This window comes from Cellulophaga tyrosinoxydans, assembly GCF_900176415.1.
In the GTDB taxonomy this organism is placed as follows: Bacteria; Bacteroidota; Bacteroidia; order Flavobacteriales; family Flavobacteriaceae; genus Cellulophaga; species Cellulophaga tyrosinoxydans.
The window spans coordinates 20,001-36,106 of the sequence record NZ_FWXO01000004.1 but is presented as its reverse complement, the minus strand read 5'-3'; the positions used below and the strand labels follow the sequence as shown (position 1 = coordinate 36,106).

General features: G+C 32.8%; 13 protein-coding genes. 11 read left to right on the top strand and 2 right to left on the bottom strand.

The window, feature by feature from the left end:
* Positions 1-63 precede the first annotated feature (63 nt).
* From B8963_RS11655 to B8963_RS11645, 3 genes are read left to right on the top strand one after another with little or no spacing between them, the layout of a single operon-like run.
* Positions 64-1,326, top strand: coding sequence for a putative DNA modification/repair radical SAM protein (locus B8963_RS11655; RefSeq protein WP_084061708.1), 1,263 nt, complete (start codon positions 64-66; stop codon positions 1,324-1,326).
* A 29-nt stretch (positions 1,327-1,355) separates the two neighbouring features.
* Positions 1,356-1,544 carry a hypothetical protein gene (locus B8963_RS11650; RefSeq protein WP_084061707.1) on the top strand — a complete coding sequence of 63 codons (189 nt, stop codon included), beginning with the start codon at positions 1,356-1,358 and terminating at the stop codon, positions 1,542-1,544.
* 16 nt (positions 1,545-1,560) lie between these two features.
* Positions 1,561-2,334, top strand: a complete 774-nt coding sequence (locus B8963_RS11645; RefSeq protein ID WP_084061706.1) for a TIGR03915 family putative DNA repair protein — start codon at positions 1,561-1,563, stop codon at positions 2,332-2,334.
* A gap of 24 nt (positions 2,335-2,358) precedes the next feature.
* On the opposite strand, the gene B8963_RS11640 is transcribed toward B8963_RS11645, so the two are convergent.
* Positions 2,359-2,886, bottom strand: coding sequence for a hypothetical protein (locus B8963_RS11640; RefSeq protein WP_084061705.1), 528 nt, complete (start codon positions 2,884-2,886; stop codon positions 2,359-2,361).
* A 126-nt stretch (positions 2,887-3,012) separates the two neighbouring features.
* Between B8963_RS11640 and uvrA the strand changes: the two genes are divergently transcribed.
* The 5 genes from uvrA (at position 3,013) to B8963_RS11615 (ending at position 12,504) form a co-directional block, all read left to right on the top strand.
* The gene (gene uvrA, locus B8963_RS11635) at positions 3,013-5,847 is read left to right on the top strand and encodes an excinuclease ABC subunit UvrA (RefSeq protein WP_084061704.1); all 2,835 of its coding nucleotides are present in this window, start codon (positions 3,013-3,015) and stop codon (positions 5,845-5,847) included.
* Positions 5,848-5,907: 60 nt separating this feature from the next.
* Entirely contained in the window at positions 5,908-6,594 is a 687-nt protein-coding gene (locus B8963_RS11630; RefSeq protein ID WP_084061703.1) for an LOG family protein, read from the top strand.
* A gap of 37 nt (positions 6,595-6,631) precedes the next feature.
* Positions 6,632-9,442: a gluzincin family metallopeptidase gene (locus B8963_RS11625; protein WP_234989659.1), complete on the top strand. Its 2,811-nt coding sequence runs from the start codon at positions 6,632-6,634 to the stop codon at positions 9,440-9,442.
* 162 nt (positions 9,443-9,604) lie between these two features.
* Entirely contained in the window at positions 9,605-12,016 is a 2,412-nt protein-coding gene (locus B8963_RS11620; protein WP_084061701.1) for an alpha-ketoacid dehydrogenase subunit alpha/beta, read from the top strand.
* Positions 12,017-12,126: 110 nt separating this feature from the next.
* Complete coding sequence (locus B8963_RS11615) at positions 12,127-12,504, top strand: DoxX family protein (RefSeq protein ID WP_084061700.1); 378 nt, start codon at positions 12,127-12,129, stop codon at positions 12,502-12,504.
* A 5-nt stretch (positions 12,505-12,509) separates the two neighbouring features.
* Here the strand turns inward: B8963_RS11615 and holA are convergent, their stop codons facing one another.
* A complete protein-coding gene (gene holA / locus B8963_RS11610) occupies positions 12,510-13,508 on the bottom strand; it encodes a DNA polymerase III subunit delta (RefSeq protein ID WP_084061699.1) in 999 nt (332 codons plus the stop codon).
* A 26-nt stretch (positions 13,509-13,534) separates the two neighbouring features.
* Here holA and B8963_RS11605 point away from each other — a divergent pair, with 26 nt between their 5' ends.
* The 3 genes from B8963_RS11605 (at position 13,535) to B8963_RS11595 (ending at position 16,012) form a co-directional block, all read left to right on the top strand.
* A complete protein-coding gene (locus B8963_RS11605; protein ID WP_084061698.1) occupies positions 13,535-13,981 on the top strand; it encodes a type I restriction enzyme HsdR N-terminal domain-containing protein in 447 nt (148 codons plus the stop codon).
* Positions 13,982-14,078: 97 nt separating this feature from the next.
* Positions 14,079-15,083, top strand: a complete 1,005-nt coding sequence (locus B8963_RS11600) for a glycosyltransferase family 2 protein (protein ID WP_084061697.1) — start codon at positions 14,079-14,081, stop codon at positions 15,081-15,083.
* Positions 15,084-15,160: 77 nt separating this feature from the next.
* Positions 15,161-16,012, top strand: coding sequence for an OmpA/MotB family protein (locus B8963_RS11595; RefSeq protein ID WP_084061696.1), 852 nt, complete (start codon positions 15,161-15,163; stop codon positions 16,010-16,012).
* Positions 16,013-16,106 lie beyond the last annotated feature (94 nt).

The window sequence follows — 16,106 nt, the reverse complement described above, 5'->3', positions numbered from 1 at the left end:
ATATGGAAAAATTCCATAATTAGGAATATTTCCATAAATTTGGAATAATTACAATTCAAGATTATGTCTTTTGAAAGAATAAAAGAAAAACTAAATATATTGGCAGATGCGGCCAAGTATGATGTTTCTTGCTCTAGTAGCGGAAGCAATCGTTCTAATAAGAATAAAGGACTTGGAGATAGCACAGGAATGGGAATTTGCCATACGTACACTGAGGATGGTCGTTGTGTTTCTTTACTAAAAATTCTACTTACCAATCATTGCATTTTTGATTGTGCCTATTGTGTAACCAGAAAAAGCAATGATATAAAAAGAGCTGCTTTTAAGATACAAGAAGCGGTAGATCTTACTATTAATTTTTACAGACGTAATTATATAGAAGGCTTGTTTTTGAGTTCGGGTATCTTCAAAAGTCCTGATTATACTATGGAACGCTTAGTTGCTGTGGCTAAAAAATTACGCTTGGAGGAAAATTTTAATGGCTATATACATTTAAAATCCATTCCTGGAGCAAGTGATGAATTAATGTATGAAGCTGGTTTGTACGCAGATCGTTTATCAGTGAATATTGAGGTTCCCACAATTTCTGGATTAAAATTATTAGCTCCTGATAAAAAACATGAAGATTTTACTAAACCAATGCTGAAGGTTAAGAATGAAATTTTATTGTACAAAGCAGAAAAGAAAATAATCAAAAGCACGCCCAAATATGCTCCTGCAGGCCAAAGTACACAAATGATTATAGGAGCCACAGGCGAATCTGATAAAGATATTATGTATTCTGCTACCCATTATTATAAAAACTATAACATGAAAAGGGTGTATTACTCTGGTTATGTACCTATTGCAGACGATAGTAGGTTACCAGCTATTGGTTCAGAAGTGCCTATGTTGCGTGAAAATAGATTATATCAAACAGATTGGTTGTTACGCTTTTACGGATTTAGTGTTAACGAAATACTGAATGATTCGCATCCAAATCTTGATGTGGACATAGATCCAAAATTGAGTTGGGCTTTGCGTAATTTATCACAGTTTCCAATTGATGTTAATACTGCAGAGCCAAGAATGCTTGCGCGAATTCCTGGATTAGGAATGAACTCTGTTTACAAAATAATCAATGCTAGAAAGTATAGAAGGTTGAGCTTTGATCATCTTAAAAAAATTGGGGTGGCTTTAAATAGAGCTAAATATTTTATGGTTTGCAATGGCAATGATTATACGCATAAAGATTTACAGGCGATACAAATAAAGGGGTTGATTTTGCAGAATTCTCAAGGAAAATTTAGAAGTAATTATAGTAGCCAACTTTCATTATTCAATTAAAAAAGACAAGCTAATTATATTTTAAAATTATGAAAACATCTAACACAAAACTTGAAAAAGGCAGAGGTGCTATTTTGAAATTAGGCTATGATTTTATCGAATTTAAAAGTGTACTAAAAAGGAAGTTAAAATTAGTTTTTAAACAAATTGTTAAAAAACAATCCGTTTCAAAGCCGAGTAAATTAAACAGAATACATCAAAACAGACGAATGGTTTAATCAAAAAATCTTACAAATGAAAGAAGCAAAAATTTTAGTATATGATGGTAGCTTTAATGGCTATTTAACTGCAATATTTACTGCTTTTGAGCAAAAATTAGTAATTGCAGATATTCAGAAAGATTCACAATCGCAAAGTGGTTTGTTTTCTGATGTAGAAACGGTTTATACTGATGTTGATAAGGCAAAACGCGTATGGAATGGGATTGAAAAAAAGAGTAATACCACTATTAAAAATATTTATTTTGCTTTTTTAAGTGAAAATCCTGGTATAGAATTATTGCTTTATAGATACATTCAAAAATTATTTTCTAAAACAGAAATGCTGCATTTAAATTTTTCCGATGATCATGTTATAAAAGTAGCTCAGTTGGCGAAATCAGTGGGGCGTGAAAAACATAGAATGGAAGCTTTTGTTCGTTTTCAATTAACTAAAGATGAGATCTATTTTTCTAATATAGAACCAGATTTTGATGTGTTGCCCTTAATTTCTAAACACTTTAAGAGTAGATATGCGGATCAAAAATGGCTTATTTATGATGTTAAACGGAAATACGGGATTTATTATGATTTACATTCTGTGGAAATGGTTACATTAAATTTAAACGAAGTGTATACCAATAAAACAATAAAAAGTGCGGCATTTACTACTGGTGAATATGAGTATCAAGACCTTTGGAATAACTATTTTAAAAGTACAAATATAGCGTCTCGGGTGAATATGAAGCTTCATATTCAACATGTGCCAAAACGCTATTGGAAATATTTAAGTGAAAAAAAAGCGGTATAGTTGGAGTAAACTTTTAAATTAAGTCTACTTAGATTTATCGCCTACAAAATTGTCACTTTGGTTTTTAAACAAAACATTAAAAGTGGTTAGACTACCGTAAATTCTAGTAATATATTGCTGAAGATCCACTTTTTCTTGGTCGTCTAAATTATTGCTTGAGTTAATTTTTTGCTCCATCACGCGAATTCGATCACGAACCATTACTATTTTATGAAAAAATGTATCAATCGGAACTTCTTTGTCACTCAAATTAGCATCACCTGGTTTTAATACCAAACTTCCACCACGCCATTTATCGGCAATTGGAGTTAAAGAACTTGCATCGCTCCATTTTCTAAGTATGGAAATAAGTGATTGCTCTACTTCAGAAAAACTTATGGTATCCACCTCGTCTTCAAGAGCTTCAATTACTTCAAATTCAGAATTTATGTCAATTGTTTCTAATCCGTTTTCAATAAAAGTAACCCAGTAGTGTTTTGAAGTTACATTGGTAACCACACCAAGTCCATATTCTGCATGTTTTATTCTTGATCCTATTCCTAATAATTGCATAATTCTATTAAATTGAAAGTTTAAAATGCTAATTTATGTTAAGCTTTTCAAATCACAAAAAACTAAACCTAGCCTACTATTAAAATAGCTGTCAAAATTGTATTTTTGTAGTTGCAGATAAAGAAAATGATAAATTACGAAGAGAATATAGAGGTTAAGGGCGCTCGTGTCCATAACCTTAAAAATATAGATATTACAATTCCCAGAGAAAAGTTAGTTGTGATTACAGGGCTTTCCGGCAGTGGAAAATCATCCTTAGCTTTTGATACCATTTATGCAGAAGGGCAACGCCGGTATATCGAAACTTTTTCAGCCTACGCAAGGCAATTTTTAGGCGGTTTGGAACGCCCCGATGTGGATAAAATAGATGGATTATCACCTGTAATTGCTATTGAACAAAAAACTACTTCTAAGTCACCACGTTCAACAGTTGGGACTATTACCGAGATTTACGATTTTCTCCGATTACTTTTTGCTCGTGCCGCTGATGCTTACAGTTATAATACTGGCGAAAAAATGGTCAGTTATAGCGATGAGCAAATTAGAGATTTAATTAAGCAAGAATACGATCAGAAGAAAATAAATATTCTAGCTCCCGTTATAAAATCTCGTAAAGGGCATTATCGCGAATTATTTGAACAAATAGCCAAGCAAGGCTTTGTAAAAGTACGGGTAGATGGCGAGGTAAAAGATATTACCAAGGGTATGAAAGTGGACCGTTATAAGGTTCACGATATAGAAATAGTAATTGATAGGCTAAAAGTTATCGATACCGAAGATTTTGATAAGCGTTTATCTGAAACCATAAATACAGCAATGTATAGTGGTGAAAATGTGCTAATGGTCTTGGAAGAAGGCGCCGAAATAGCCCGATATTTTAGTAGAGATTTAATGTGTCCTTCTACGGGAATCTCCTATCCGAACCCAGAACCAAATACTTTTTCATTTAATTCTCCAAAAGGTATGTGCCCTGACTGTAATGGTTTGGGTCATGTTTATGAGGTGAATGTTAATAAAATTTTCCCTAACAAAAAATTATCAATAAAAGCAGGAGGTATTGCTCCTTTGGGTGAATATAAAAATTCATGGGCTTTTAAGCAGATTGATACCATTGGTCAGCGGTATAATTTTTCTATTACGGACCCCATTGAAAAAATATCAGAGGAAGCCATTAATGTACTGCTAAATGGTACCGTGGAGAGCTTTGAAATAGATTCTAAAACTTTAGGTGTAAAACGAACCTATAAGATTGACTATGATGGTATTGCTAATTTTATTAAAAATCAGTTTGATGAAGCCGAATCCACGTCAATAAAAAGGTGGGCTAAGGAATACATGGACAAGAATAAATGTTCAACATGTGAGGGATCGCGGTTAAGAAAAGAATCTTTAAACTTTAAGATTAATGAAAAGAACATTGCCGAACTCGCACTTTTAGATATTTCTGAATTAGCTGTTTTCTTTGAAAATCTTCCTAGTAAAATTGAAGGAAATCAATTAAAAATTGCTGAAGAAATAATTAAAGAAATAAGTACCAGAGTTCAGTTTCTATTGGATGTTGGCCTAGATTATTTGTCTTTAAACAGAGGATCTAAAACCCTTTCTGGTGGAGAGGCGCAACGTATTCGTTTAGCCACTCAAATAGGATCGCAATTAGTAGGCGTTTTGTATATTTTAGATGAGCCAAGTATAGGGTTGCACCAGCGTGATAATGAACGCTTGATTAAATCGTTAGAGTCCTTACGTGATATTGGCAATTCTGTAATTGTGGTGGAGCACGACAAAGATATGATTGAACGTGCAGATCATGTAATAGATATTGGACCAAGAGCAGGTAAGCATGGTGGGGAAATAATATCGCAAGGTAAACCAGCTGATCTTAAAAAATATAACACCTTAACGGCAGATTATATTTCTGGTAAAAGACAAATAGAAGTCCCTGAAAAAAGAAGAAAAGGAAATGGTAAGAGCATTTCTTTGACTGGTTGTACAGGTAATAATTTAAAAAACATATCGATTACAATTCCTTTAGGCAAGCTAATAGGTGTAACTGGTGTTTCAGGAAGTGGTAAGTCCACTTTAATTAATGAAACCCTCTACCCTATTATGAACGCGCATTATTTTAATGGTGTAAAGAGACCAATGCCTTATAAAAAAATTACAGGATTAGAGCATATTGATAAGGTTATAGATATTAATCAATCCCCAATTGGGAGAACACCACGCTCAAACCCTGCCACGTATACGGGCGTTTTTAGTGAAATACGTTCGTTATTCACCAAAACTCCTGAGGCAGCAATACGCGGTTACAAACCAGGAAGATTTAGCTTTAATGTTAAAGGTGGTCGCTGCGAAACCTGTCAAGGTGGTGGTTTACGCGTTATTGAAATGAATTTTTTACCCGATGTATATGTAGAATGCGAAACCTGTAATGGTAAACGATTTAATCGGGAGACATTAGAAATTAGGTACAAAGGAAAATCTATTTCTGATGTATTGGATATGACAATAAATGAAGCTGTTGATTTTTTTGAAGCCATACCTAAAATATACCGTAAATTACAAACAATAAAGGAGGTTGGTTTGGGTTATATATCATTAGGTCAGCAATCCACAACACTTTCTGGTGGTGAGGCACAGCGTATAAAACTGGCAACAGAATTATCAAAACGCGATACGGGTAATACATTTTATATTTTAGATGAACCTACCACTGGCCTTCATTTTGAAGATATTCGTGTGTTAATGGAGGTTTTAAATCGTTTAGTGGATAAAGGCAATACCATTTTAGTTATTGAGCATAATTTAGATGTAATAAAAATGGCTGATTATTTGTTTGATATTGGCTATGAAGGTGGTAAAGGAGGCGGAATGTTAGTTGCCGAGGGTACCCCTGAAGAAGTTGCGAAAGATAAAAAGAGTTACACCGCAAAATTTCTTAGAAAAGAACTAGGTTTGTAGGTCGTGAAAATATAATAAAATTGCAAAGAATTAAGAATATTTAAGTTTATATACTAGAGCATGAGAAAAGAGCAGCATCACAAAGGATGGAATGAAATTAAAACAAATGATTCCTGGGCTTTATTTAAAATAATGGGTGAATTTGTAAACGGATTTGAAAAAATGAGTTTAATTGGTCCATGTGTTTCTATTTTTGGATCAGCAAGAACCAAAGAAAATGACAAGTATTACCAACTTGCTATAGAAATTGCAAAAAGTATTGCCGAAGCTGGATACGGCGTTATTACTGGTGGTGGACCAGGAATTATGGAGGCAGGAAATAGAGGTGCGCATTTAGCCGGTGGAACTTCTGTGGGTTTAAATATTGATCTTCCATTTGAACAACATGACAATCCTTATATTGACAGTGATAAAAGCCTAGATTTTGACTACTTTTTTGTTCGAAAAGTGATGTTTGTAAAATATAGCCAAGGTTTTGTGGTTATGCCTGGTGGTTTCGGAACATTAGATGAACTTTTTGAAGCAATTACACTTATACAAACGAATAAAATAGAGAAGTTTCCAATAATTTTGGTAGGAACTACTTTTTGGGAAGGATTAATAGATTGGGTAAAGAATACAATGCTAACACAAGGAAATATTAGTCCAAAAGATCTAGATTTAATCCAATTAGTAGATACCAAAGAAGAAGTGGTAAATATTATAGATTCCTTCTATAAGGGGCATCTTCACAGTCCTAATTTTTAATAGTTGTATGTTAAAAAAGAAATGCAATTTCTTATTTATGGCTATACTATGTTTTGCGCTATTTTTTCTTGGCGGAAAAGCCTATTGCCAACATTACAATAAAATTACCGCGACATTAAACGGGGATAAAAAGACGATTAATATTATTCAAGAGTTTAAATATTTAAACGCAACAGAAGACACCCTTAAAACACTATATTTTAACGATTGGGCGAATGCTTATAGTAACAAAAAAACTCCGCTAGCAAAGCGTTTTGAAGAAGAATTCAAGAAAACATTTCATCTAGCAAAAGATGAAGAGCGCGGTTTTACTAAAATATTTAATATAGTAGACGACAAATTTTCTGTTGTAAATTGGGATCGTACACCAGAGAGCGATATCATTAAATTTAATCTAAATTCCGCCCTAGCACCTAATGAGTCTGTAACTTTTGTTATGACCTATCAGGTAGTTTTACCTCCCAATAGGTTTACATTATTTGGGTATAGTTCCAGAGGAGAATATTACTTAAAAGACTGGTACCTTACTCCTGCGGTGTATGATGGAGAATGGCATTTATATTCTAATAAAGACTTAGAAGATTTATATACAGGTATAACCAATACCGACATCACCTTCAACTATCCTCAAAATCTATTTCTAGTTTCTAACTTTGAAAAAGAAAGCGAAATAAAATCTATTGACGCTAACGAAGCTATTTTAAGAGGAGATTATAGAAAAAGTTGTGAAATTATTCTATCTCCGTTATCATCTTTTACCAAGCATGTTACGGAATATGGCACTGTGGTTACAGATATAAACGTTTCTAAATTCGATGAAATTTCTAGGGCTATCGCTATTGAAAAAGTATCAAAATATATTTTCGAACACCTAGGCAGTTACCCACATTCCGAGTTATTGGTGAGTACTATTGATTATAATAAGGATCCGCTATACGGAATAAACCAACTCCCTTCTTTTGTTAGACCTTATGAAGATCAATTTCAGTTTGAATTAAAATATTTAAAGACAGCTTTAAATAATTTCTTTGATGAAACGCTTTTTTTAGACCCAAGAAAAGAACGATGGGTAATGGATGCATTAATAAATTATATGATGATATCCTATGTTGAAGAATTTTATCCCAATCAAAAATTATTAGGTAAACTTTCTAAAATTTGGGGATTTAGAAGCTTTAACCTTGCTAAATTAAAGTTTGAAGAACAGTACCCATTATTATACATGTATGCTGCTCGAAAGAATATAGATCAACCTTTAATTACCTCAAATGATTCTCTTTTAAAATATAATCATAAAATCGGAAATAGGTATAAGGCCGGAGCTGGGTTATCTTTTTTAGCAAATTATGTAGGCAAAGAAAAGGTAAACGAGAGTATAAAAGATTTTTATGCGCAATTCAAACTAAAACCAGTATCGTCTAAAGATTATGAAAGAATTTTGGCCTATAGTGTAGATAAAGATATTTCTTGGTTTTTAGATGAATATGTAACGACCAATGATCGTATAGATTTTAAGATTAAAACGGTTACCAAGTTTGAAGATTCGCTACAAGTAACGCTAAAAAATAAAAGTGGCACCAATGTTCCAATTTCTATGTTTGGACTCCAAAAAGACTCTATTGTTTCTCGTTATTGGTTTACAGGAATAGATAGCACCAAAACCTTTAGTATTCCAAGAAATGGTGAGGATAGATTGGTGTTGAATTATGATCAGAAAATACCAGAATTTAACCAACGCGATAATTGGAAATCATTAAAAGGTTTTCTATCCAGTAATAAAAAACTAAAATTTCAATTTTTTAAGGATACTGAAGATCCTTTTTACAACCAAATTTTTTATGTACCAACGCTTCGTTTTAATATTTACGATGGGATTACTCCTGCCATGCGATTGTATAATAAAACATTTTTAGAACGTCCGTTTTTGTTTGATATTTCTCCAGCATATGCATTTAAAGAGAAAGCACTTGTTGGTTCAGCAGGGTTTAATTTTAGGCAATACCACAATAAAACTGGGTTTTATCTTTCTAACTACTCTTTTAATGCTTCAACTTACCATTTTCAAGTAAATTCTCGGTATTTATCGGTAACTCCTTCTATCAGTTTTGGTTGGCGTCCAGATGACTTTAGATCAAATAAAAGGGATTATTTGAATTTAAGATTTGTAAATATTTATAGGTCTGTGGACGAAGGCTTAGAAGAATTAGAAACTCCGCCAAACTATAGTGTTGTTAATGCTAGGTATGGTAGTTTTAATAACGGAATTATAGATTATTTTTCATGGTTTGCAGACGCGCAATATGCCGGTGATTTTAGTAAAGTGGCTTTTAATTTGGAGTATAGAAAGCTCTTTGAAAATAATATGCAGTTTAATTCAAGATTCTTTATTGGTAAATTTATTACCAATACTAGTAATTCTGATTTCTACAGTTTTGCTTTAGACCGTCCAACAGATTATTTGTTTGATTATAATTATTTAGGGAGATCAGAGTCTTCCGGTATTTATAGTCAACAATTAATAGTTGCCGAAGGCGGATTTAAATCTAAAATCCAGGATCCTTTTGCTGATGATTTTATTGCAACTACAAATACTAGTGTTAGTGTATGGCGTTGGATAGAGTTGTATGGCGATTTAGGATTTATAAAAAATAAGAAAGAAAGCACACGTTTTGTTTATGATGCTGGTGTGCGTTTAAACCTAGTCACCGATTATTTTGAGCTTTATTTACCATTCTATTCTAATAATGGATGGGAGATTGCTCAGCCAGATTATGGAGAAAAAATAAGATTTATCGTAACGTTAAGTCCTAAAACATTAACACGTTTAGTTACGAGGAAATGGTTCTAAATATTAGAATATTCTTATTTTTATAGCAATTATTTTATCAATATGATAATTCAATTCTACTAATTTCATAAAAATTTAATATTCTATAAAGATTTATAACAACTTTAGGATTGTAAAATCCATTCAGTTTTGATATTTTTGTCAAAATTCATATTCCTAAAAATGAAAGTAGATCTACAGTACAATAACGATATTTCTTTTGAAGATTTTAAGGTGCAAATACTTAATGATTATGAAATTGCTGTTATTAGTCGGGAATGTAGTTTATTAGGAAGAAGAGAAGTACTTACCGGAAAGGCTAAATTTGGAATATTTGGTGATGGTAAAGAGCTACCGCAGCTTGCAATGGCTCGCGCTTTTAAAAATGGAGATTTTAGAAGTGGTTACTATAGGGATCAAACTTTTATGATGGCCTTGGGTAACTTAACGCCTAAGGAGTTTTTCCATGGTTTATATGCTACCACAAATTTAGAGAAAGAGCCGATGAGTGCTGGCCGTCAAATGGGTGGTCATTTTGTTACACATAGCTTAAATGAAGACGGCACCTGGAAAGATTTAACAGCACAAAAAAATAGTAGCGCGGATATATCGCCAACTGCTGGGCAAATGCCTAGACTTTTAGGATTAGCACAGGCTTCAAAAATTTATAGAAATGTAAAAGGTATTGATGCTGCCAAATTTTCTAATAATGGAAATGAAGTAGCATGGGGTACTATTGGAAACGCTAGCACTAGTGAAGGTCATTTTTTCGAAACAATTAACGCTGCCGGAGTATTGCAAGTTCCTATGGTTATAAGTGTTTGGGATGATAATTACGGAATTTCCGTTCATGCAAAGCATCAAACAACCAAAGAAGATATTTCAGAAATTTTAAAAGGATTCCAAAGAACGGAAAAGGCTAAGGGTTATGAAATATTAAAAGTTAACGGTTGGGATTACACCGCTTTAATACATGCTTACGAAAATGCATCGGATATAGCGCGTGAAGAACATGTTCCAGTATTAATTCATGTAAAAGAACTTACACAACCACAGGGGCATTCTACATCAGGCTCACATGAACGTTATAAATCGGAGGCACGATTACAATGGGAAAGAGATAACGATTGTAACAAAAGATTTAGAGAGTGGATTCTTGAAATTGGTATTGCTACTGATGATGAATTAAAAGCTTTAGAAAAAGACATCCGTAAAAATGTTAGAACTGCTAAGAAAGAAGCTTGGAATGAGTTTCTGAATCCTCATAAAAAAGCAAAGGATACACTGCTTACTATTTTAGAGAAGGTTAGTTTAAGTAGCCCAAATAAAGTGTTTATTAGTAGAATTAAAAACGATTTAATTGCTATTGATGAACCCATTAAAAAAGATTTAGCTTCTAAAGCACGTAAAGCTTTACGTTATTTAATCGGGGAAGATTCACCAGCGAAAAAAGAACTTATTGCATGGATTGATGCTTTTTATGCAGAAAATCAACCTAAATTTAGTTCACATTTACACAGTGAGTTGCCTAATAATGTATTAAGTATTCCTGAAATTGAGGCTACATATGATGAAAATCCTGAAAAGGTAGATGGTAGAGTTATTTTAAGAGATAATTTCGATAAGCTTTTTTCAATGTACCCAGAGGCGCTTATTTTTGGAGAGGATAGTGGGGCAATTGGCGATGTAAATCAAGGTTTAGAAGGCTTACAGAAAAAGTATGGCGAATTACGAGTTGCTGATACAGGAATACGTGAGGCTACTATTGTAGGCCAAGGTATTGGACTCGCTTTAAGAGGATTAAGACCCATTGCAGAAATTCAGTATTTAGATTATTTATTATACGGACTCCAAACCTTAAGTGATGATTTGGCTACATTGCTTTATAGAACAGTTGGGAAGCAAAAAGCACCTTTAATTATAAGAACAAGAGGTCATAGATTAGAGGGTATTTGGCATTCGGGATCTCAGATGGGTGGCATAATCCATTTATTACGTGGCATATATATTCTGGTGCCTAGAAACATGGTAAAGGCAGCAGGCTTTTATAATACGCTTTTAAAAAGTGATGAACCAGCTATTGTCATCGAAAGTTTAAATGGATACCGTTTAAAAGAAGATTTACCAAATAATTTAGGCGAATTATGCACTCCAGTTGGTGTTGTTGAAACACTAAAAGAAGGTGCTGACATCACCGTATTGTCTTATGGTTCTACCTTACGAATAGTACTGCAAGTAGCCGAAGAATTAAGAGAAGTGGGTATTGATGTTGAAGTTATTGACGCTCAAAGTTTATTGCCTTTTGATGTTCATCATGATATGCTGAAAAGCATACAAAAGACCAACCGTTTATTGGTAGTAGATGAAGATGTTCCTGGTGGATGTTCGGCGTATTTAATCCATGAGATTGTTGAAAAACAAGGCGCTTATAATTATTTAGACAGCGCTCCTCAAACATTAACAGCAAACAGCCATAGGCCAGCTTATGCAACAGATGGAGATTATTTTTCGAAACCAAATGCTGAAGATATATTTGAAAAAATATACGGAATGATGCACGAAACAAATCCAGTAGATTACCCTAAATTAAAATAATTCAAAGGGATTATATTCTGTATTTCGTTTTTTTATCGAAAAATATGGGTTGGCTTAATTTTTTTACGAAAATAGTATTACTTTTAGTGCTTTAAGATCCCCCAAAGATTATGCAGAAAAAATTATTTAACGAGATTGGTTTATTATTATTACGTGTAGTTCCTTCAATACTGATGATAACACATGGTTTTCCCAAATTACAAAACTTACTAAGTGGTGATATAAAATTTGGTGATCCTATAGGAATTGGTCCAGCGCCCTCTTTATTTCTTGCCGTGGTTGGAGAATTGGTTTGTCCAATTTTAATTATTTTGGGTTTTAAAACAAGATGGGCGGCATTGCCTGCTGCAATAACTATGGCGGTAGCAGCATTTATAGCTCATGGTTCTGATCCACTACAGAAAAAAGAACTAGCACTACTCTACCTAACATTTTTTGTAGTCATAATGATGGTTGGTCCTGGTAAATACAGTGTAGATAAAAAATAAATACGTTAGATTATCTTGATAAGAAGTTCTTTTAACAAATCTTCTTGTGATAAATTAGCACCAACACCTTTACCTTTAGCATCCAGTTCTCGTAAGTCTGCAATTATTGCACTTACTTTTTTCATTGGATAATTTTTTGCAGCAATTTGGTACTCACTTACAAAATAAGGACTAATACCCAATATACTCGCTACATTTTTTGGATTATGGTCTTTCATGCCGTGATATTGCAATAGCTGCGTAAAAAAGCTATTTAACAAGGTAATTGTCAATACAAAAGGATTGTCTTTCGGGTTTTGCGCAAAATAATTTAAAATTCGTGTTGCCTTTAAAACATTGCGTTCTCCAAGTGCCTTTTTAAGCTCAAAATTATTATAATCTTTACTAATACCAATATTTGCTTCAATGGCTTCAGGATCAATTTCTTTGGTTTTAGGGATTACCAATTTCAATTTCTCCAACTCGTTGTTTATTTTACTTAAATCTGTACCTAAAAATTCAACTAGTAATATAGCAGCTTTTGGTGTTATCGAATAGCCACTTCCAGCAAGAACTTTTTTAATCCAATCGGCAACTTGATTTTCGTAAAGTTTTTTACTTTCAAAGATAAGACCAGTCTTCTGTATGGCTTTATATATTTTTTTACGCTTATCTAGCTTTGCATATTTATAACAAAGCACTAATACGGTAGACATTTGAGGATGCTCTGCATAGGCACTCAAATTCTCAATAGTTCTTGATAAATGTTGTGCTTCTTTTACAATTATAACTTGATGCTCCGCCATCATAGGATACCTTTTGGCATTGCCTATAATATCTTCAATGGTAACATCTTTACCATATAAAGTCATTTGATTAAAACCACGCTCTTCTTCGGAAAGTATATTGTTTTCAATAAATTCAGCAAGCTTATCTATATAGTAAGCTTCATCACCCATTAAAAAGTAAATAGGCTTTATATGGCCAGATTTTATATCGTTAACAATTTTTTTTACTTCATCCATTCAGAAAAAAACATCAAATTTGTATCATGCAAGTATTAAACTTTCCTGCTTATGACTTTCGTTTCAAAAATACAGAAAATAAAGTCTATATTTTTGATGTGGTCCGCAAAAAATTTGTTGTATTACAACCCGAAGAATGGGTAAGGCAACACGTAATTCACTATTTAATCTTTGAGAAAAATTATCCCTTAAGCTTAATTAATGTTGAAAAACAACTCAGGGTGAACAACTTAAAGCGAAGATATGATATTGTTGTTTTTGAGCCCAACGGAGCTATTCAAATACTTATAGAGTGTAAAGCTCCAGAAGTTTCTATAACACAAATTACGTTTGATCAGATTGCGCGGTATAATATGCAATTACAATCGGAGTATTTAATGGTAACCAATGGCTTACAGCATTTTTATTGTAAAATAGATCATAAACAAGAAAAATATACTTTTTTAGAGAATATTCCTGATTTTAGCCGTTAATTTGTGAACTTCAAAAATAAGAGGAACACTTATTTTAAAATCAAACAATAGAAAATAAAAATAAACGGCAGCGGAAATTTCGTTGGACCAAGTTTGGATGTCAAAAATAGCAATCGTAATACTTAATTGGAACGGAGAACAATTGTTAGAGCAATTTTTACCCTCTGTTAAAGAATATTCTTCCGAGGCTACCATTTATGTAGCAGATAATGCCTCTACCGATAATTCCATTACATTTATAAAAACCAACTACCCCAACGTACAAATTATTCAGAATACAGAGAATGGAGGTTTTGCAAAAGGCTATAATGATGCATTAAAACATGTAGATGCTGAAATTTATTGTCTTTTAAATTCTGATGTGGAAGTAACTAAAGATTGGTTGGTGCCAATTGCAAAAGCTTTTGAAGAAAATAGTTCTATTGCCATTATTCAGCCAAAAATATTAGATTACAAACGTAAAAATTACTTTGAATATGCAGGCGCAGCGGGTGGTTTTATAGATCAATTGGGATATCCATTTTGTCGTGGTAGAATATTTCAAGCATTGGAAAAGGATAAAGGTCAATACAACGATCAGAAAGAAATATTTTGGGCAACAGGAGCTTGTTTATTTATAAAATCAAGTGTTTTTAAGGTGTTGAACGGTTTTGATGAAGATTATTTTGCCCATCAAGAAGAAGTAGATTTATGCTGGAGAGCACAAAATAAGGGGTATAAAATAGTTTATGTTGGCGCTTCTATGGTTTATCATTTAGGTGGCTCTACCTTAAGTAATATGAACCCAAAAAAAACCTTTTTAAATTTCAGGAATTCGCTTTACTCCATCACCAAAAACTTGCCAGGAAAGAAGGCTTTTCCTATTATTTTTATTAGATTGCTGTTAGATGGTGTTGCCGGAGTTCGCTTTATATTCCAAGGAAAATTAAGCCATTGTTTTGCTATTTTAAAGGCGCATTTGAGTTTTTACAAAAACTTTTCTAGAATTTATAAAAAACGGGAAACTGTAAATTATAAACAAGATTATTACGCTGCAAAGTCCATTGTTTGGGCACATTTTGTATATCACATTAAGAAATTTAACATTTTAGTAAAAGATTAACGAATTCAGAATGTTAACGTATTGGTTTTTGTATAATTTTGCGGAGAATTAACAATTTAATTTAAGAATAAATAATTATGAGGAAAATCATTTTAGGCTGTATAGGAGTTACTTTATTACTATCCTCTTGTGTATCGCAAAAGAAATATGCGGAGTTAGAGGCAAAGAGTAAAGAAACACAAGATTTATTAAATTCTGCAACTGTTAAATTAAATAGTTGTTTGGAAGAAAAGGCATCTGCTACTTCTAGATTAAAAACATTAGAAGATCAAAACGCTTTCTTGAAGAGTAATAACCAAGAGTTAATTAACAACATGGGTAATTTAACTACTCTTTCTTCAAAAGGAGCTCAAAACTTAGAAAAATCTTTAGAAAGTTTACAAGAAAAAGATTTGACTATCAGAAAATTAAACGATGCTATTACACGTAGAGATTCTGTTAACTTATCTTTAGTACAAAGCTTAAAAGGTGTTCTTGGTAATTTAGATGATCAAGATATTGAAATTAGCGTTGAAAAAGGTGTGGTATTCGTATCTATATCTGATAAATTATTATTTAGCAGCGGAAGTTATAATGTAACTAGCAGAGCTAAAGAAATTTTAGGAAAAGTTGCTAAAGTAGTTAACAACAAACCAGATTTCGACTTTATGGTAGAAGGTCATACAGATGATGTACCATATAGCGGAGGTGTTTTATTAGACAACTGGGATTTAAGTGCTAAAAGAGCAACTGCTGTTGTTCGTATTTTACAAAACGATTACAAAGTTGATCCAAAACGTATGACTGCTGCAGCAAGATCTCAATATGTACCAGTATCTTCGACAGATAAATCTAAAAACAGAAGAACTCGTATCGTTGTACTTCCAAAAATTGATCAGTTCTATGAAATGATTGAGGAAGGAATGAAAGATCCAGCAATCAACAAATAAGATTTAAAAAAAATCTATAGTATTAAAGGCGACCTTAATTGGTCGCCTTTTTTATTTTTAAATTTTTAGGGTAACAATTTTATAGGTACACGTA